The sequence below is a fragment of the Streptomyces anulatus genome (assembly GCF_014650675.1).
In the GTDB taxonomy this organism is placed as follows: Bacteria; Actinomycetota; Actinomycetes; order Streptomycetales; family Streptomycetaceae; genus Streptomyces; species Streptomyces anulatus.
The window spans coordinates 39,546-57,356 of sequence record NZ_BMVK01000026.1; the positions used below are offsets into that span (position 1 = coordinate 39,546).

The window sequence follows — 17,811 nt, forward strand, 5'->3', positions numbered from 1 at the left end:
ATCTCGGTGCCCGGTCGACAACCACTTGATCACATCCCTGCACACACCCTAGGGTTCCTAACGGAAAAACGAAAACTTCCGTTAGGCAGAGTGGGTGGGGACACCTTCCCCGTCATAGGACGGCGACTGAGCCCGCCGTTGGAGGAGACTGCGAAATGACGCTGCTTGCGCACATCAGCGATCTGCACCTGGACGGCAGCGAGCGGGCAACCCGGCGCGCCACCCGCGTCATGGACTACTTGCGAGCCCTGCCCCACCCGGTTGACGCGCTCCTGGTCACAGGGGACATCGCCGATCACGGCGAGGAGGCCGAGTACGAGGAAGCAGCTCAGATCCTGACCGCCCCCTACCCAGTGCTCACCTGCCCCGGGAACCACGACGCCCGACTGGCCTACCGCAAGGTCCTGCTCGGAGAGGCACCCGAACACGGCCCCATCAATCAGGCCCACCACATCGCCGGCACCACCATCCTGATGTGCGACTCCACCATCCCTGGCCGCGACGAGGGACGCCTCGACGCCCAAACACTCGCTTGGATCGACACCACCCTGACCGCACTGCCGCAGGACACCCCGGCGCTGATCGCCTTCCACCAGCCGCCGGTCGAACTCCATCACCCCCTACCCGACTCCTGCATGCTCGAAGAGCCCGGACAACTGGCCGACTTGATCACAGCTCACCCGCAGGTCGCCGCCGTCCTTACGGGCCACGCCCACACCGCGGCCGCCTCGACCTTCGCCGCACGTCCGCTGGTCGTCGGACCGGCCGTCACCTGGACCCTGCGCATGCCCTGGGAAGGCGATCAGGCTGCGGACCGGGACCAGCCGCCCGGCCTCGCGTTCCACATCCTGGACGACGACCGACGCCTGACCACCCACTACCGCGTCGTCCTCTGATCCCCCGCGCGCGCACGCCCCGGAGGCATCGTGGTCCATCCCTACGCCGTCGCCGGGTTCCTGGTGGCGGTCCTGCCCCTGATCGCCACCCCCGGAGCCAGCCTGACCCTGCTGATCAAGCACGTCACCGACAGCGGCCGCCGTCAGGCTCTTCCCGTCATCATCGGCACAGTCACCGGCCTGTACATGCACGCCACTCTCGCCATAGCAGGCCTGTCAGCCCTGGTCATGCACTCCAGCCTCGCCTTCACCGCGGTCAAGCTCATCGGTGCCGTCTACCTCATCGGCCTGGGCATATGCTCGCCAACGTCCTCAACCCGAAGGCGGCAGCTATCTACTTGACTCTGGTCCCCCAGTTCATCGCACCCCACCGGTCCTTCGCCGGCCAGATCCTGACCCTGGCCACCGCCCACGCGTTGCTGATCGCGTTCTGGCTCGCCGCCTGGACCCTCCTCATCCGGCGCGCCTCCCACGCCCTGCAGGGATCCCGCTTCAAGCGCACGGTCGCCAGGACCACATCAGTGGTACTCATCGCCCTCGGCATCCGGAGCGCCGCAACCTAGCATCTCCGGCCTGTCGTCAAACGATCGTTTGACGACAGGCCGCCCTGGTATCCAATGAACCCGTGCAGTCCGGGGGTTCGAGGCGGCGCGAATCCAATCAGATCCGATGGTGATTGCTGACAGGGTCTTACGACGGACAGGGTCCAATCCTCCGCACGGAAAGGGGCCCTCGGTGGCGAACCTGGTCTACAAGCGGGTCTCGACCGACCAGCAGTCGACCGCCCGGCAGAACCTCGTCCTGAACGAGGCCGGCATCGAGGACCCGGTCGTCTTCGAGGAAGACCCGGGCACCTCCAGCCGCCTCCAGCGCACGAAGTTCCGCGAACTGCTCACCTACGCGCGACCGGGCGACACCGTCCACATCTCCGAATCTCCGAGATGTTCCGCCTCGTACGCGGCACCGGACACATCCTGGACGTGCTCGACGTCCTCCACCGCGAGCAGGTGGCGCTGCGCATCCACGACGGCGTGTTCTCCGCGATGGACCTCACCGCCTGCCACCCGCGTACCGGCGAACGGCTCTCCACCATGAAGCTCATGGTGCAGACCCTCGCCGCCGACGACGAACTCCAGCGCGACCTCCAGCGGGAACTCACATTCGACGGACTGCGCGCCGCCGAGGCCAAGGGCAGCAAGGGCGGGCGCCGCCCCACCGTGGCGGCCGCGAAGACCGAAACCATCCGCACCGCGTACCTGGAGGGCCGGTCCATCGCCGCCCTCGCGCGCGACCACGGCGTCAGTCGCGGCGCGATCCGCACCGCCGTCGCCGATCTGCTGCCCGAGCACACGGCCGACGAGAGGGACGTCCTTGCCCCGAAACAGCCAGTCACCCTCGACATGCCGGGCAAAGTCGCCGACTTCCTCCGCTCGGCCGACCTGGAGCCCGCCGAGCGGGCCGCGCTTCACCAGGGGGCAACTGTTCGGCGCGGCCAGGGCTACACCCTGCGCATGACCGCTGTCCCCGCCGTGCACCGTCAGCTCCTCGACCGCTGCCAGCCCCTCGACGGCGGCCAGGGCCTCCCGGCTGTTCCGGCCCAGCACAAGGCCCGTCGCGAGTACGAGAACCGCGTCAACGCCCACGAAGCCCCAGCCTGACCCCGAGGCCGGCCAGGGCTTCAAGATCATCCCGTGGCCCCTTGTGGGCTCATCTCGGTGGTACCCGAGGTGCGGATCAGCCGTCCGGGCGGGCGTTCGCCACCCGGTCGAGCCACTCCTTCATCAGCGCCGCCTCGGCGGTACTCAGACCCGCCCCGTGCTCCTGCCTCAGCAGGGCGCTCAACCGGGCCGCCGCCGTGGGGACTTCGGCGTCCGGCGGTGTGCCCGGCGACGCCTCCGGCGTGAGCACCGTCGCATAGAGCGCGTCGCGCACGCGGCGGGACACCTCGATGTCGTCGAACGTCGCCGGGCGGGACACGAGCATCAGCGCCACGCCCACATTGGCCGACATAATCATCTGGGCGGCCAGCTCGGGCGCGACGCGTATCCGGCCCTGGGCCGCGGCCCGTTCCAGGTCGCCGGTCAGGATCCGGTGGGACTCCAGCGCCGCAGCGGGCGGCGTGCGCATCGCCGGCGAGTTCATCAACCGGTAGAGGTTGCGGTTGTCGAGAGCGAAGGCGACGTGGCTGTCCCACCCCCGGCGCAGGTCCTCCACGGCGTCCGTCGTCTCGCCGCGCTCCCTCTTCGTCGCCAGATACTTCTCGAAGCCGTGGTCGACGACGGCCGAGAGCAGGCCTTCCTTGTCGCCGAAGTGACGGTAGAGCGCCGGAGCGCCCACCTTCGCCGCCTCGCACACGGCGCGCGTGGAGATATCTCCGTCGGGAGATTCCCTGACCAGCGTGGCGGCCACTTCCAGGATGCGTGTCCGTGTACTCGTACTCACCGGACGGACGCTATCAAGCGGCACGGCGGCGCTCAGACGATGCCGCCGTTGGCCCGCAGCACCTGGCCGTTGACCCAACGGGCCGGGCCGGCGAGGAACGAGACCACCTCGGCTATGTCCTGCGGGGTCCCCAGCCGCTCCAGCGGCGGCTGGGCAGCCATGCGTGCAATGGTCTCCTCGTCCTTGCCGTCCAGGAACAGAGCGGTGGCCGTCGGCCCGGGCGCCACGGCGTTGACGGTGATGTCCCGGCCGCGCAGCTCACGGGCAAGGATGAGGGTCATCGCCTCGACGGCGCCCTTGGTCGCGGCGTACGCGGTGTAACCGGGCAGGGCCAGCGACAGCACCGAGCTGGAGAAGTTGATGATGGCTCCACCCTCGCGCAGCCGCCGCGCGGCCTGCTGGTCGACCACGAACGTGCCCCGGATGTTGGTGCGGTGCATCCGGTCGAGCGTGTCGAGTTCGAGCTCGGCCAGCGGGGCGAGCGCCATGACCCCCGCCGCGTGCACCACCACGTCGATGCCGCCGAACGCCGCCTCGGCGGCGTCGAAGAGTGCCGCGACGGCGACCTCGTCGGCCACATCCGCCTGCTGGGCGACGGCCTCGCCGCCCGCAGCGGTGATGGCGGCGACGGCGGCCTCCGCCTCGGCACTGTTGCCCGCGTAGTTGACGACGACCGCGAATCCGTCGGCGGCGAGGCGCTCGGCACTCTCACGGCCGATGCCCCGGGACCCACCGGTGACCACGGCAACCCGGCGAGGAGTGCCACCGGCGCGCGCGGACTGCGCTCCGACGGACTGTTCGCTGGTCGTCGACGCGGATGTCGATGCGGACTGTCCGGTCATGGCATTGCTCCTGCCGACAGGGGTCGCGGCGGTTCCGTGAAACCCGATGGAATCAACGCTAACACCGAAGCGATAGCATCGCTACCTCGAGAGCGTAGCAACGCTAATAAACATCGCTACCCGACTGGATCCGTCTGCACGCGAAGGAACCCGCCGGGTCACACCCGGCGGGTTCCTTCGTGCGCGCGGTAGCGGCCTCAGTTCACCGCACTCGCGGTCCGGGACGTCGCAGCAAGGGCTGAGGGCGTCAGGAGCCGTTCGGTGAGGTAACCGAAGACGACGCCGAAGACGCTCCACAGCGTCACCTGGACCGCAAGCGTCGAAAGCCGGAACTCCCACAGCAGGCCGGCCGGGAAGTCCTTGCCCACTTCGTCGAAGGAGGGCAGGAAGGCGTAGGCGAGACCGATCAGCAGGACGAAGCCCGCGGCGGCCGCGACGGTCGCGTTCCAGTTGCCCAGGCGGGGAGCGAGCCGCCTGCCGATGATCACGGCGGCGACGGCGAGCAGCACGCTGAGGGCGACCATCAGGAAGAACAGGGCGGTGCGTTCACCGATGGTGTCGGGGTCGCCGACAGCGGGCGGGTTCGCCGGGTACTTGAGGAACGGCACGATGTAGACCGCGAGCAGGGCGGCGCCCGCGATCAGCGCCGCCGTGGCCCTGGGGCCGAAGTCGCCGATGCGGCCCAGCGCGTAGCAGAACACGAGGGCGGCGATCCCGCCCACGGCCACGCCGAAGACCAGTACGCCGGTGGCGAGTCCACCGGTGGCCTGCATGGTGCGGCTGACCAACTCCTCGCCGCCGCCGTGGTCATGACTGTGGGCCTCTTCGAGGGCAATGGCCGCGTCCACGTGGGACTCGCCGAGGAAGTAGGCGACGGCGAGCGCGAACGCGCCCGCGATCAGGCCCGCGAGCATGCCGCGCACGAGCAGAGCTCTGACAGATATGGAGTTCACGATGGTTTCCTGATTTCTCTTGCTTCCCGTGTCCGCTGATTCCCTGGTTGCTCAGGTGCCTCAGTGGCAGGGGAAGCCGAGCAGGTGACGGCCGTCGTGGACCCACTCGTGGACGCCTTCGCCCGAGATGAGCGCGGTGGCGCCCTGTTCGGCGCCGACGAAGTACAGCAGGACGAGCATGAGAATGCCGAAGAAGACCGCCCACGGGGCAATGGCCTTCGCCGAGATCGGGGCGATCGCGGACGTCCCTGTCGCCGGAACGGCGGACTGTGCCATGGCAGAACCTCCTGTGGGAACACGCGTCCCTGTGTGGTGCCTCGGACGAAGGTGCCGGGTCTGACTTCCCCGCGGATGCGGGTTCACAGTGGCGCGACCGTGCCGGATTCTCACCGGACTTCCGTCACACCCTCGTCATGGTCGACGTGACCATACCGCCTGCGCCCGGACACCGCCATGGTCCAATCTGCGAGGTCGCCGAGCACGGACCCCTTGGGGCGACAGCCCTGGGGCCCCTGGTGAAGAAGTGAGGGCAGGGACATGACAGTACGGGTGATGTTGATCTCACCGGCGATGAACGCCGCACTGCGGGAGGCCCGCTTCGACGGCGACGCTCCCCTGGACCGGTCCGGCCGGGAGCGCGCGAAAGCTGCGGCAGACGCGGTGCCTGCGGCCGGACTCACGCTCAGCGGCCCCTCCGAGCGGTGCCGTGAGACCTCCGAGGCGCTCGGCCTGGCGGCGCGGCCCGAACCGGCCCTGTCCGGCTGGGACCTGGCGCGGTGGTCCGGCCGCCGCCTCGACGATGTGGCGGCCGCCGAGCCCGCGCGGATGAGCGCCTGGCTCGGTGATCCCTCGGCGGCTCCGCACGGCGGCGAGTCGCTGCGGGACCTGGTCGGGAGGATCGGAAGGTGGCTGGACTCCCTCGGTGGACCGGACGCACCCGGCGAAGGCTTTCTGGCCGTGGCCGAGGCCGCCGTCGTCCGGGCGGCGGTCGTCCATGGCCTGCGGCTGCCGGCCGAAGCCTTCTGGCGTCTGGACGTCGCCCCGCTGACGCTGACTGAACTCAGCGGGCGGTCGGGCCGGTGGAACGTCGGGCTGGGCCGCCCGTTGACCGCACCAACGGTCCGCTGAACGCCCCTGCGCAACGGCCCCCGGTCTCCCGAACGCAACTGCGCAGCTCTCCCCCGCCCCGCCGGACCTCCCCGCGCGACTCTCCCCAGCCCCGCCGGACCTCCCCGCGCAACGCCCCCAGCTCTGCCGGACGTCAGTGCGCAACGCCTCCAACCCCAGCGGACGTCAGTGCGCAGGGCTCCTCCCGGGCCGACCGATCGTCACGACCCGTCGCTGTCCTTCCAGTCGGGCCGGACCAGCACAGACGTGGCGACGATGCCGTCCTCGATCCGCCACTGTCCGTGGAGCGTCGTCGGCAGGGCCGGGTCCGTGAGGAGCAGACGTGCGGTGAACGTGCCCTCGGCGGCGGTACCGCCGTGAGGCAGCCTGCCGTCGCCGTCGTCCGCACCGTCCTCACCGTCCGCCCGATGGAACGTCAGGTCCGCCTGGATGAAGTCGAGTTCGATGCCGGTGACCGGGTACCAGGTCTTGAACACGCTCTCCTTGGCGCTGAACAGGACACGGTCCCAGTGGATTTCGCCCGTTCCCTCCGGCGCGGGCGGGCCGATCCGCTCGCGTTCGGCGGGCAGGGTCACCAACTCCCGTACGCCGCTGGGGAGCGGGGCGTGCGGTTCCGCGTCGATGCCCAGCGACAGCACGTCCGTCGCACGGGCCAGTGCGGCCGCACGGTATCCGTTGCAGTGGGTGAGGCTGCCGACGATCCCCTCGGGCCACAGCGGTCGTCCCCGGTGGCCGTGGAGCACCGCGACGGGCGGCAGGCCGAGTCCGGCCATGGCGCGCCGGGCGCAGGCGCGGGCCGTCGCGAAATCGTTCCTGCGTTTGGCCACGCTCTTGGCGACCAGTGCCTCCTCCTCCGGGAAGAGGGTTCCCTCGGGGACGGTCTCCGCGCGGGTGGCCGCACAGGAGACGTCGGCGGGCAGCAGCAGCTCGATCACGAGGAGTCTCCAGGGGTGCGCCGCTGTGCGGACGGTTCGGCGTCGGTGCGGGCCGGCGGGGCGGGTTCGCCCTCGTAGGGGAGGATCTGCCGCAGCAGGCCGCGCGGGTGTCCCCTCTCGCGCCACTCCCTGGGATAGCCGATGGAGACCTCCTCGAAGCGCACCCCGTCGTACCAGGTCGTACGGGGGATGTGGAGGTGGCCGTAGACCACGGCGGTGACGTTGAACCGGCGGTGCCAGTCGGCGGTCAGTTCGGTGCCGCACCACTGGGCGAACTCCGGGTGCCACATCACCGACGTGGGTTCCCGGACGAGCGGCCAGTGCCCGGCGAGGACGAGGGGTATCTCGGGGTCGTGCTCCGCGAGCCGGCGCCCGGTCTCGGCGACCCGGGCGCGGCACCAGTCGTCCCGCGTCGGGTAGGGGTCGGGGTGCAGGAGGTATTCGTCGTTGCAGACGATGCCGGACTCGTGCGCGACGGCGAGCGACTCCTCCTTCGTGTGCGTTCCCGGGGCGCGGAAGGTGTAGTCGTACAGGAGGAAGAGCGGCGCGATCGCCACCGGTCCGTCCGGGCCCGGCCAGAGCGGGAACGGGTCTTCCGGGGTCGTCACTCCAAGGTCCCGGCACAGTTCGACGAGGTGGTCGTAGCGGGCCTGGCCGCGCAGTTGGACCGGGTCCTTGGCCAGGGTCCACAGCTCGTGGTTGCCGGGGGTCCAGATCACGTGGGCGAAGCGCTCGGCGAGGAGTCCGAGCGTCCACCGGATGTCCTCCGGCCGCTCCGCCACATCGCCGGCGACGATCAGCCAGTCCGCGTCGGACGTCGGGTGCAGGGACTCCACGATGGGCCGGTTGCCGGACACCGCCGCGTGCAGGTCGCTCACGGCCAGCAGACGGCCCGCGCCCTGCTGTCGGCGTCCGTCGCCCGGGGCGGGAACGGCGGCGGGAGCACCGTGCGGTGCGGGGTCGCTCGGAGGCGTCATGGGCGCTGATTTCCCGATCTGTCGGCAGTGGTCCGGCTCCGTCCGCACGGTGGGGAGCCGCTGGGAACGTAGCCTCTCACGCTCCTCGTGCGGTTCCGCCGGGGTTTCGGACCGTGGGCACGTCGGGTGGGGTTCGACCCGTCGATGACGTTTCGTCAGTCGCTTTCAGTCCGGCGGGAGTTCAGTTCGTTCACCGCGCCGAGCGCGTCGCCGACCGTCGTGTAGTCGACGGCGATGAAGGTGACCGGACTGCCGCGTTCCGCCTCGCAGGCCCGGGTCCGCTCCAGGACCCAGTCGCGGGCGTTGACACGACCGGCGTCCAGGCGGCTGCCGCCCGCGTTCGTGATGAAGTGGTTGAGCAGGAAGAGCTGTTTCCCTGTGCCGCCCCGGTGGGGGGCGCACGTCATCTCGGAGGGGCTGCGGAAGGCGAACGGGGTCTCCATCCCGTACCGGTAGAAGTTGCGGTACCAGGGTGCCGGTCCGTCGGCCTTCTCGGCGAACACCACCAGTCGGCGACCGCTGTCGATCATCTCCTCCAGGGTGGGCCACGGGGCGTCCGGGTCCTCCGAGGGGGTGTGCAGGAGGTCGTCCAGGCCTGCGGCGTGGAACGCCTTCTCGGTGTCCTCGGGGCTGATGTCGTCCTGGACGATGAGCGTCACGATCTCGGTGGGGTGGGCGCGCAGCCAGTCGCCGATGTCCTCCAGCGCCGGGACCAGCTCGATGGCCCCGGCGCGGCAGACGCCGTGGCAGAGCCAGAGGCCCTCGCGCGGCGGGTTGACCTTGTCGATGGCTCCGGAGATCAGGCGCCGTTGCTCGGGGGTGAATTCGGGGGAGTCGAGGCGCGCGGCGATGTCCTGCGGGCGCTCCCAGCGGTATGTGTCGAGCTGGAGGGCCCGGACGCCGGTGTTGAGCTGGGTGGTGATGTCGGGGTCCTGGAGGGGTCCGATGAACCGGTCCGTGGTGGTGGACATGGCGTTGTGCGAGGTGAGGTAGGCGGCTTCGTCGTAGCGCAGTTCGCACAGGCGGCTGCTGCCCAGGCACTGGCGGGGTGCGGACGGGCCGAACACGGGTGGCACGAGCAGTACGCCGGCCAGTGCGGCACAGGCCACGCCCGCCGCCGTCGTGCGCACCGCTGTCGGGGTCGGGGTCGGCATCCGGCCCGGGCGCACCAGCAGCGCCCAGCCCGCCCCCGTGAGGAGCACGCCGCCGACAAGAGCCGTGAGGGCGGCGCCCAGCCCGGTGGCCACCGCCTGGTTCACGGCGTTGCGCTGGAGGTCGTCGACGAGCGCGGTGACGCTCGGGGCCCAGGAGGACGGTGTGGCGAGTAGGCGTCCTCCGGTGACCAGCCGGGCCATCAGCACGGTCGCGGCGGTCAGGACTCCTGCGCAGGCGAGCGTCTGCCCCAGTCGCATCAGCCGGCGGGCCGGGGCGGCGGGGCCGGTGAACCAGAGCGTCGTGAGGGCGGCCAGTGCGAGGGTGAGGGCGAGGGTCTGGAGCAGGGTCAGAAGCCTGATGGCGTCACGGGCCCGCTCCAGGGCCGTGAGGTCCATCCCGGCGGTGGTCAGGGTGCCGGTGAGGTCCCACGTACCGTCCTGGAGGGTGGTCCGGAGATCGGCGGCGGCGCTCCGCGAGCCGTCGGAGAGCGCGGCGGCGGCGGTCGCGGCCAGCGCGGTCGACACGTCCCCCTCCCCCAGCGCCACCTCGATCTCGGGGCGCAGCGCCGTCCGCTCCTGCTCCGGGACCGCCGTGAGGAGGGCGTCGGCGGCGCGGTCGGCCTGGTCCTCGGTGAGCGGGAGCCTGGGCAGGTTCGGTGCGCGGCCCTCCTTGAGGGCGTCGAGCGCCGTGGCGAGGTCGGCGGTGAAGCGTTCGAAGTCCGGCTGGTCGCGGCCCTGGATATTGGCCACCAGGTCACCGAAGTAGACGCGTGCGAGGTCGGCGAGGTTCTCCAGCACCGGGGCGAGGTCGACGGTCAGCCGGAGCTCGTCGCGGTCGCCGCGCAGATACCCGGTCACCGCCTCGATCTGCTGGTCGGTGAGGGCCCGCACCGTGGCGGGCGGCAGCACGACCTTGATGTTCGACGTCACCAGCGCCTCGGGCACGGGCAGGTGCGCGAGCAGGTCGCGGGTGACGGGCGAGATCTCCGGGTCGACGAGCACGTCGCTGTAGAGGCGGTCGTACGCCGACTCCTCGTCCAGCACCGCCTGGTAGAAGCCGGGCGAGGCGACCGTGGACCGGACGGTCGCGGTCAGGGCGACCGTCGTCACGCACAGGACGGCCAGCAGGAAGGCGAGCACCGGCACGAGACGGCCGGGCCGGCGCGGGGACGCGGATCCCCACTCCGGCCCGAGCGGGTTCGCGGTCGGTTCGGCGCTCACCCGCCCAGCCTATGCGGAATATCAGCTTTTATGCATGAATGAGGAGACTCAGGAGCTGAGGAGCCCGCCGTGCACTCCGTTCACCTGGCCGTGCTGATGACGAGTCACGACCGCCGCGCGCGAACGCTGTCCGCGCTGCGCGCCCTGGAGGATCAGCGCGGGCTCCCCGCCGGGACGACGTTCGGCGTGCATCTCGTGGACACCGGCAGCACCGACGGTACGCCGGAGGCGGTCCGCCTGCGGCATCCGGCGGTGGAGGTCATGTCGGTGGGCGCGGACGTCCCCCACAACCAGGCGCTGCGCATCGCGAGCCGCAACAGCCGCAGCGGCGGCGGGGGCGGGGGTCCGCTCGGCGGCGCGCCCGGCGGACCGACCCACTCCTGGACGCATCAGCTCTGGCTCGACAACCGGGTCGAACTGTTCCCGGACGCCGTCGCGAACCTGCTGCGGACGGCTGCGGCGGCCGGGACCGGAACCGTCGTCGTGGGCGCGGTACGGAACGCGTACGGGGACACCGTGTACTCCGGCCGGCGCGGCCGGTCCCTGGTTCTCGTCGAGCCCGGCGAGCACCGGCCCGAGCCCTGCGACACGTACGACGGGCGCGTGGTGCTGGTGCCCCGCGCCGTGTACGACCTCGTCGGGGACCCCGACAAGGTCTTCCGCCACCGGATGGGCGACTACGACCACGGCTGCCGGGCGCGGCGGGCCGGGGTGACCGTGTTCGTCGCCCCGGGTCATGCCGGTGAGTGTGTGGGCGGGCCGGACGCGCCGGGATCCCGGGAGCCGGGGATCGGCGTCCGGGAGGCGCTGCGCCGCGTGACCTCCGTACAGGAGCTGCCGCTCCACCCGTGGTGGGTGTACTGCCTGCGGCACACCTGGCCGTGGGCGCCGTATCTGATGCTCTCCCCGTACGCGCGCACCGCGGCCCGCGCCACGCTCGGCCGGCTGCGGGGGTGATCAGGAGCCGGGCGGCGTCAGCTTCGCTCGGCGGCCACCCCGGCGGCGGAGCGTCCGGTGGGCGGGGGCGGCACGGTCGGGTGCCCGGCGGCGGTCCTGGCGGTGCCGGACGGCGCGCCCTTCCCGGGAGCCGGGCCCGCGACACCCGGTGCGGGGGCGGCGGAGGGGATCGCGGCGCCGCCGGTGGTGGGTGCCGTGGTGCGCCGGGAGGCGGTACGGGACGGGGCCGTGCGGGGCATTGTGTACGCCGGAATCCTCAGCAGGACGAACACGGCGGCCACGGACCCGGCCGGCGGGAGGAGGAGGAACGCGGGGTGGAGCAGTTCCGCGTACACCAGTGCCGCGGTGGTGACCGGCACAGCCGCCCACAGGCCCAGGAGGACCGCCGTGCCCGGCACGGTGACGCGGACCCGGCGCAGGCGGTGCGCGATGTGGTCGTCCGTGTCGCGCAGCAGGGACCGCGCGGCGCGACGGCGGGAGATCAGGACCAGGGCGGTGTCGGCGAGGGCCACCGTCGCCAGGACCGGCAGCGCGGCCCACGCGGCGCGGCCCGACGGGGCGGCCTCCTGGATCAGCGCGCCGGAGGCGGCCAGCGCGAATCCGGTGAACTGCGCGCCGGACGCGCCGAGCCGGAGGCGGGCGGGGTGCCAGTTGTGGAGCAGGAAGCCGGCCAGGCCCGCCACCAGGGTCGCCGGGAGCAGGGTGAGGGCGGGGTCTCCGCCGAGGGCGGCGCAGGCGAGCAGCCCGGCGGCGGTGACCAGCCCGACGGTGGTCAACAGTCCGTCGGCGTGGTCGAGCAGGGCGAACGCGTTGGTGACGAGGACGATCCAGAGCACGGCCAGGACGCCCGCCGCCGGTGACAGTCCGGCGAGGCAGACGACAAGGACCGCGGCGGCCGTCTGAACAGGGAGGCGGAGGGCGGCCCGGAACGGCTTCAGGTCATGGACGAGCCCCAGGGCGGCGACGATCCCGGCCCCGGCGAGCAGCCCCGCGACGGAGCCGGCGGAGTCGTCCGCCGCGCCGAGCCACAGGGCCCCGCCGGCTGCCGTGCCGACGCCGAGCACGACCGTCGCACCGCCTGCCCTGCGCAGCGCTGCGGCCCGTGGCGCCCGCCCGCCCGGTTCGTCCGGGGCGTGGGGGCGGAGCGCCGCACGGCGGGCGCCCTTGGCGAGTGCGACCGTGATGAACAGCGCGGCCACACCGGAGGCGATGATCCCCAGCACGTTCACCTGCCCTGCCTTTCCTCGTTCATGACCTGCGGCGCGGGACGCCGGGCGGCCGGTGGAACGGCGGCCGCCCGGTCCCGGGCCGCTTGTGGGTCGGGGGACACGGGACGCCACTCGGGTGGCGTTTCTCCCCAACCTACGGGCCGATGTCCCCATTCGCCCTAAATAACACGAAAAGGGCGAGGTATTGTTCTGCCACCCGGCCGCGGAACGACGCGGACCGACCGGCCCATGACCTTCAAAGGGCATTCGTGCGAACGGAGTTGGGAGAGCGCGCGGCCGGAGGGGCCGTCAGCCCCCGAAGCCCCGTTCGGCGTTGCGCTCGGCGGCGGCGTGCCACCAGCGGGGCGGCGAGGGACCGGCGATCACGGCAGTGGGCTGATCGGGGTGCAGGCCCAGACCGCGCAGCGCGTCCGCGCGGACCCGGACGACGTACCGACCGTGCCAGTGCCCGTCCGCGCCGACGCCGCAAGCGAGATCGCAGCGGACGAGGTTCCCGGCGAAGGGCGTCCAGTCGATACCTCGGTCCCGCAGTCAGGCGCGGAGGGCAGCCGGGGGTCGCGGGCAGCCCGGCAGGTTCTCGTACGACACGACGGTCACCCACGCGGCGCTCGCCCCGTTCTCCGCCTTCTCCGCCCTCTCGGCACGCATGGCGCCGAGCGTAGCGTCACCTCGCGGCCAGGGCGTCACGGCCGTCCACGAAGGTCCCGACGACCTCGATGTCCCCGATCCGGGAGGGGTCCACGCGGTGCGGGTCGTCGCCCAGCACCACCAGGTCGGCGCGCATGCCCGGCGCGAGGGCGCCCGCCGACTCCTCCCAGCGGCAGGCGTGGGCGCCGGCGACCGTGTAGGCCCGCAGCGCCTCGTCGACGGTGACGGCCTCGTCCGGGCCGACGAGACGGCCCGAAGCGGAGGCGCGTTCGACCATGAACTGGATCGCCCGCAGCGGTGAACCGTCCGCGACGGGGCGGTCCGAGCTGCCGACCAGGGTGACCCCGTGGTCCAGGAATCCCTTGCCCCGGTACAGCCAGTCGGCCCGCTCCTCCCCCATCACCGTCGCGTAGTCGTCGCCGAAGTGGCGCAGGAAACTCGGCTGGACCACCGCGCTCACGCCGAGCCCGGCGAACCGGGGCAGCTGGTCGGGGCGGATCAGCCCGGCATGCTCGATGCGGTGACGCGCGTCCGGGCGGGGGCACAGCTTCTGGGCCCGCTCCAGCGCGTCCAGCGCGAGGTCGGCGGCGCGGTCCCCGATGGCGTGGACGGCGAGCTGCCAGCCCGCGAGGTGGCCGTCGACGATGAGGTCGGCGATCCGGCCGGGGTCGTCCTGGAAGCGTCCGACGTTGTCGGCCGTGCCCCCGTACGGGGAGGTGAGCGCCGCCGTACGCGCCATCATCCCGCCGTCGGTGTAGATCTTCAGCGCACCCAGGGACAGCCAGTCGTCGCCGAACCCGGTACGCAGGCCGAGGTCCAGGGCCCGGGGGAACCCGTCGTCGGCATGGGTGGTGCGGGGGCGCAGGGTGTCGCCGGACGCCATGAGCTGGATCCGCAGGGGCAGGCGGCCGCGGTCCCGGAGCAGTTGGTAGGCGCCCAGCTCGACCGGGCTGTGACCGAGGAGCCCGCCGCCGATGCCCGCCTCGGCACAGGCCGTGATCCCCTCGTCGAGGCAGGCCCGGGCGGCCAGCTCGATCGCGTCGGCCAGCTCCTCCTGGGAGTAGGGCAGCCGCAGCCGGCGGGCGGTGGTCATGGCGCTCTCGGCGAGGAAGCCGTTCTCGTGCGGCGTCCCGTCCGGCAGCAGCTCCAGCACGGCGGTGTTGACGACGCAGGCGTGCCCGGAGTCGTGCATCAGGAAGACCTTGCGGCCGTGGCTGACCCGGTCCAGTTCGGCGGCGGTCAGATGCCGGCCCAGGGCCCGCTGGTCGTACCCGGCGACGTCCACCCAGGCGCCCGACGGGGCCGGCCGCCGGGCCGCCGCGTCCACGACGGCGAGGATGTCCTCGACCCGCTCGCACGGGGCGACGCTCGGCGTGCCGGCCTTCAACCCGGTCCAGGCCAGGTGGACATGGCTGTCGATGAAGCCGGGCAGCACGGTGGCGCCGCCCAGGTCGACGACCTCGCGGGCGGGCAGGGAGGTCACGGCCTCGCCCACACCGACGACCCGCCCCCGCCAGATGCCCAGGTCGTGGGCGACGGGGTGCCGGGGGTCCATCGTGAGGATGCGCGCGTTCGTCAGTCGCGTACAGAGCATGGGCAGTCCGTCCGTCGGAGGTCCTGGGGGCCTGACCGGCGCGGGACTTCTCGGAGCCGTACGGCCGTGAGGCCTCGCCGCCAAGATCTCCCGCCCGGCCGTCCGCCGGAATGTACTGCCGTGACGCGGGCGGGCACCATCGGTCCCCCGAACCGGACTTGAACCCGAGGTGGACCCGAGGTGGACCGAGTGCGGGGCGGGCCCCCGACGCAGCCGACCACCAACACCCCTATTGCCAACAGGCTTTGCGGGCCACCGGCCCGTCGGCGGACTCAACTGGCATGACCATCGGGCGCCGTTGATTTCTTAGGTAAGGCTTGCTTTACTGATGCGCCAGTTGATCGTTCCCACAGAGGGCGGGCTTCTTCCACAAGCGCACCGAGGAGGACAACCGCATCGGCTGGAACCGGCCCGCCGAAGACCTGGAGCGTCCGGTCCGCGACCGCGGGCCGGCGATCTCGCGCGTACGGACCGCGGAAGGCCACGAGCCGCCCGCGACCGAGTACTTCACCTCGATGGGCGGCTGTCCCACCGGCCGCCCCTGACGATCGGGACCCTACCCATGCGTACCGCACGTGCCCGGCACTACCTCATGTGCCGGCCCACCTACTTCGACGTGGTCTACTCCATCAACCCGTGGATGGACCCGACGAAGCCCGTCGACACTCCGCTGGCCATCGCCCAGTGGGAGCGACTGCGCGAGGTCTACCTGAGCCTCGGGCACACCGTCGACACGATCGACCCGGTCCCCGGCCTCCCCGACATGGTCTTCGCGGCCAACGGGGCGACCGTCGTCGACGGACGGGCCCTCGTGGCCCGGTTCCGCGACGCCGAGCGCATCGCCGAGGGCCCGGCGTACCACGACTGGCTGCGCGACAACGGATACCCGCAGCCGCGCACGGCCGCGTTCGTCAACGAGGGGGAGGGCGACTATCTCCTGGCCGGCGACTGGCTACTGGCGGGCACCGGGTTCCGCAGCGACCCCCGCTCCCACGACGAGGCCCAGGAGTACTTCGGACGCCCGGTGATCGGGCTGACCCTCGTCGACCCCGACTACTACCACCTGGACACCGCCCTGACCGTGCTCGACGAGCAGACGATCGCCTACTATCCGGCGGCCTTCTCCCCCGGCAGCCTGGCCGTGCTGCGACGGCTGTTCCCGGACGCCGTCCTCGCCTCCGCCGCCGACGCCGCCGTGTTCGGGCTGAACGCGACGTCGGACGGGTACAACGTGGTGCTGCCGCAGAACGCGACGGATCTGGCCGGGCAGCTGCGCGAGCGCGGGTTCCGCCCGGTCGGCGTGGACCTGTCGGAACTCCTCAAGGCGGGCGGCAGCGTGAAGTGCTGCACCCTGGAGCTGCGCGGGGAGGCCTGAGCGGACGGCCTCCCCGCGGTAATTCCGCGGGGAGGCCGCCGGGGCGTCGATACCGTGAACACATGACCACCGAGCCGAGGACCTTCCCTCCCCGCCCCTTGTCAGCGGTCAAGGCCGTGTACGCCCGCCAGGCCGGCTGCCCGTCCTCCTTCGCCCTGGCGGTGGCGGACTTCGAACCCTGGTCGGAGGGGGTGGAGTTCGAGACGGCGGACACGAGCACGGTGCCGGGCTGGTCGGCCGCCGAGGTGTCCGAGCTGCACGAGGCCTTCGGCTCCGGCGTCCGCGAGGAACTGGAGGAGCTCGCGACGCTGGAACCCGGGACCACGGTGGCGGTCGCGGTCGTCCTGCGGTCCATCAAGGTGCACGAAGTGGACTCCCACCCCCGCGCGTTCCGGCATGCGGGGCGACAAGCCGTCCGGAACGCGTTGCTGGAAGCGTACGGCCCGCCGCCGACGCCCTGGCCGAGGCTGCCCTGAGGCCGGGCTCCGCCCCACGGCCGGACCGGCGACCACCGAACGAAGTTAGGGTAACCTAACTTCATGCCGATCACCGCCCCCCGCCACCCCCACGTCGAGGCCGCCTCGACGACCTCGACGGCCTGGGCCGAACCCCCGGCCGGCGGGGCCGAGGTGGCCGAGCCGTATCTGCTCACCACCGCGGTGTTCGACGACTCCGAACCGACGGGACCGGTGTCCTCGGGCGTACACACGCACACCGACGCCCTGCTGGTCTGGCCGCACACCGGCTCGATCACCCTGCGCACCCGGAACACCGTGCGCCGCCTGCTCCCGGGACAGGGCGCCTGGCTTCCTCCCGGCACCCCGCACGCCGCGTCCCACGAGGCGGGAGGCATCAGCTGCTACACCTACGTGGCGCGACGGGCCGTCCCGCCGGGATGGTCCGCCGCCCGCCCGATGCGCGTGAGCCGCGCGCTCCAGGAGATGCTGCTGCACCTCGACGCGACCGCGATGCCCGACGACCTCCGGCTGCGGACGCAGCGCGTCATCATCGAGATGCTGGAGGAGGACACCCTGCCGGCGATCGAGGTGCCCGTGCCGGAGGACCGGCGGATCCAGGTGCTGGCGGACGACGTCATGCGCGACCCGGAGAGCGACCTCTCCGTCGAGGGGTGGGCGGCCAGGCACGCGTTGAGCGTGCGCACCGTCACCCGGACGTTCAGCCGGGACGTCGGCATGCCGTTCGCCCGGTGGCGTTCACTGGTCCGGATGTCCGCCGCCACGGCCCTGCTCGCCCAGGGGCACCCGGTCAACCTCGTGGCACACCGCAGCGGTTACGCCACCACCAGCGCGTTCTGCGCGGCCTTCCGCCGGGTCACCGGCGCCAGCCCGACGGAGTATCTGCGCGAGCAGGCCGCTCCGGCGCCTGCCGCCCACTGACCCGGGGCCATCCCCGACGGCACGGGCCGAGGCCCGCCCGCCGGGTGGCCGATTCACGACACA

The 17,811-nt window shown here is 72.1% G+C and carries 18 protein-coding genes, 2 pseudogenes and 1 riboswitch; of the genes and pseudogenes, 10 read left to right on the forward strand and 10 right to left on the reverse strand.

The window, feature by feature from the left end:
• Positions 1 to 155 precede the first annotated feature (155 nt).
• The 4 genes and pseudogenes from IE272_RS36480 (at position 156) to IE272_RS36490 (ending at position 2,554) form a co-directional block, all read left to right on the forward strand.
• Complete coding sequence (locus IE272_RS36480) at positions 156 to 896, forward strand: metallophosphoesterase (RefSeq protein WP_050361772.1); 741 nt, start codon at positions 156 to 158, stop codon at positions 894 to 896.
• 30 nt (positions 897 to 926) lie between these two features.
• Positions 927 to 1,459: pseudogene (locus tag IE272_RS36485) on the forward strand (LysE family translocator).
• A gap of 106 nt (positions 1,460 to 1,565) precedes the next feature.
• On the forward strand, positions 1,566 to 1,991 hold the full coding sequence (locus tag IE272_RS38975) for a recombinase family protein (protein ID WP_229898016.1): 426 nt from the start codon (positions 1,566 to 1,568) through the stop codon (positions 1,989 to 1,991).
• Positions 1,877 to 2,554: a serine integrase family protein gene (locus IE272_RS36490; protein WP_229898018.1), complete on the forward strand. Its 678-nt coding sequence runs from the start codon at positions 1,877 to 1,879 to the stop codon at positions 2,552 to 2,554. The genes IE272_RS38975 and IE272_RS36490 overlap by 115 nt, the downstream gene beginning before the upstream one ends.
• Before the next feature lie 76 nt (positions 2,555 to 2,630).
• On the opposite strand, the gene IE272_RS36495 is transcribed toward IE272_RS36490, so the two are convergent.
• The 4 genes from IE272_RS36495 to IE272_RS36510 form a co-directional block, all read right to left on the reverse strand.
• Positions 2,631 to 3,338: a TetR/AcrR family transcriptional regulator gene (locus tag IE272_RS36495; protein WP_050361774.1), complete on the reverse strand. Its 708-nt coding sequence runs from the start codon at positions 3,336 to 3,338 to the stop codon at positions 2,631 to 2,633.
• A gap of 32 nt (positions 3,339 to 3,370) precedes the next feature.
• Positions 3,371 to 4,180, reverse strand: coding sequence for an SDR family oxidoreductase (locus IE272_RS36500; protein ID WP_229898020.1), 810 nt, complete (start codon positions 4,178 to 4,180; stop codon positions 3,371 to 3,373).
• 197 nt (positions 4,181 to 4,377) lie between these two features.
• Positions 4,378 to 5,133 (reverse strand): CbtA family protein, encoded by a 756-nt coding sequence (locus IE272_RS36505; protein ID WP_079045450.1) that lies wholly within the window; start codon positions 5,131 to 5,133, stop codon positions 4,378 to 4,380.
• 60 nt (positions 5,134 to 5,193) lie between these two features.
• Positions 5,194 to 5,409 carry a CbtB domain-containing protein gene (locus IE272_RS36510; protein ID WP_050361777.1) on the reverse strand — a complete coding sequence of 72 codons (216 nt, stop codon included), beginning with the start codon at positions 5,407 to 5,409 and terminating at the stop codon, positions 5,194 to 5,196.
• A 44-nt stretch (positions 5,410 to 5,453) separates the two neighbouring features.
• A riboswitch (adenosylcobalamin (AdoCbl) riboswitch) is annotated at positions 5,454 to 5,546 on the reverse strand.
• 124 nt (positions 5,547 to 5,670) lie between these two features.
• Here IE272_RS36510 and IE272_RS36515 point away from each other — a divergent pair.
• Complete coding sequence (locus IE272_RS36515; RefSeq protein ID WP_190010003.1) at positions 5,671 to 6,261, forward strand: histidine phosphatase family protein; 591 nt, start codon at positions 5,671 to 5,673, stop codon at positions 6,259 to 6,261.
• Positions 6,262 to 6,461: 200 nt separating this feature from the next.
• On the opposite strand, the gene IE272_RS36520 is transcribed toward IE272_RS36515, so the two are convergent.
• The 3 genes from IE272_RS36520 to IE272_RS36530 all read right to left on the reverse strand — a co-directional run bounded on the left by IE272_RS36520 (position 6,462) and on the right by IE272_RS36530 (position 10,548).
• Positions 6,462 to 7,196, reverse strand: a complete 735-nt coding sequence (locus IE272_RS36520; protein WP_190010005.1) for a 4'-phosphopantetheinyl transferase family protein — start codon at positions 7,194 to 7,196, stop codon at positions 6,462 to 6,464.
• Positions 7,193 to 8,173, reverse strand: coding sequence for a metallophosphoesterase family protein (locus IE272_RS36525; RefSeq protein WP_190010007.1), 981 nt, complete (start codon positions 8,171 to 8,173; stop codon positions 7,193 to 7,195). The genes IE272_RS36520 and IE272_RS36525 overlap by 4 nt, the downstream gene beginning before the upstream one ends.
• Positions 8,174 to 8,328: 155 nt before the next feature.
• Positions 8,329 to 10,548, reverse strand: a complete 2,220-nt coding sequence (locus IE272_RS36530) for a phosphoinositide-specific phospholipase C-related protein (RefSeq protein ID WP_056705060.1) — start codon at positions 10,546 to 10,548, stop codon at positions 8,329 to 8,331.
• A gap of 69 nt (positions 10,549 to 10,617) precedes the next feature.
• On the opposite strand from IE272_RS36530, the gene IE272_RS36535 reads away from it, so the two are divergent.
• Positions 10,618 to 11,505, forward strand: a complete 888-nt coding sequence (locus IE272_RS36535) for a glycosyltransferase family 2 protein (protein WP_098891204.1) — start codon at positions 10,618 to 10,620, stop codon at positions 11,503 to 11,505.
• A gap of 17 nt (positions 11,506 to 11,522) precedes the next feature.
• Here IE272_RS36535 and IE272_RS36540 read toward each other — a convergent pair whose 3' ends face one another.
• The 3 genes from IE272_RS36540 to IE272_RS36545 all read right to left on the reverse strand — a co-directional run bounded on the left by IE272_RS36540 (position 11,523) and on the right by IE272_RS36545 (position 14,976).
• Entirely contained in the window at positions 11,523 to 12,734 is a 1,212-nt protein-coding gene (locus tag IE272_RS36540) for an MraY family glycosyltransferase (protein ID WP_190010009.1), read from the reverse strand.
• 288 nt (positions 12,735 to 13,022) lie between these two features.
• Positions 13,023 to 13,250, reverse strand: a complete 228-nt coding sequence (locus IE272_RS38980) for a hypothetical protein (protein WP_073959693.1) — start codon at positions 13,248 to 13,250, stop codon at positions 13,023 to 13,025.
• Between the two features lie 148 nt (positions 13,251 to 13,398).
• Positions 13,399 to 14,976: an amidohydrolase gene (locus tag IE272_RS36545; protein WP_190010011.1), complete on the reverse strand. Its 1,578-nt coding sequence runs from the start codon at positions 14,974 to 14,976 to the stop codon at positions 13,399 to 13,401.
• Between the two features lie 353 nt (positions 14,977 to 15,329).
• Here IE272_RS36545 and IE272_RS38985 point away from each other — a divergent pair.
• From IE272_RS38985 to IE272_RS36560, 4 genes and pseudogenes are all read left to right on the forward strand, one after another.
• Positions 15,330 to 15,521: pseudogene (locus tag IE272_RS38985) on the forward strand (hypothetical protein); the annotation flags it as partial.
• A 17-nt stretch (positions 15,522 to 15,538) separates the two neighbouring features.
• Positions 15,539 to 16,351, forward strand: a complete 813-nt coding sequence (gene ddaH, locus IE272_RS36550; RefSeq protein ID WP_190010013.1) for a dimethylargininase — start codon at positions 15,539 to 15,541, stop codon at positions 16,349 to 16,351.
• A gap of 62 nt (positions 16,352 to 16,413) precedes the next feature.
• On the forward strand, positions 16,414 to 16,827 hold the full coding sequence (locus IE272_RS36555; protein ID WP_190010015.1) for a hypothetical protein: 414 nt from the start codon (positions 16,414 to 16,416) through the stop codon (positions 16,825 to 16,827).
• Positions 16,828 to 16,890: 63 nt separating this feature from the next.
• On the forward strand, positions 16,891 to 17,748 hold the full coding sequence (locus tag IE272_RS36560) for a helix-turn-helix domain-containing protein (protein WP_190010017.1): 858 nt from the start codon (positions 16,891 to 16,893) through the stop codon (positions 17,746 to 17,748).
• The last annotated feature ends 63 nt before the right edge of the window (positions 17,749 to 17,811 follow it).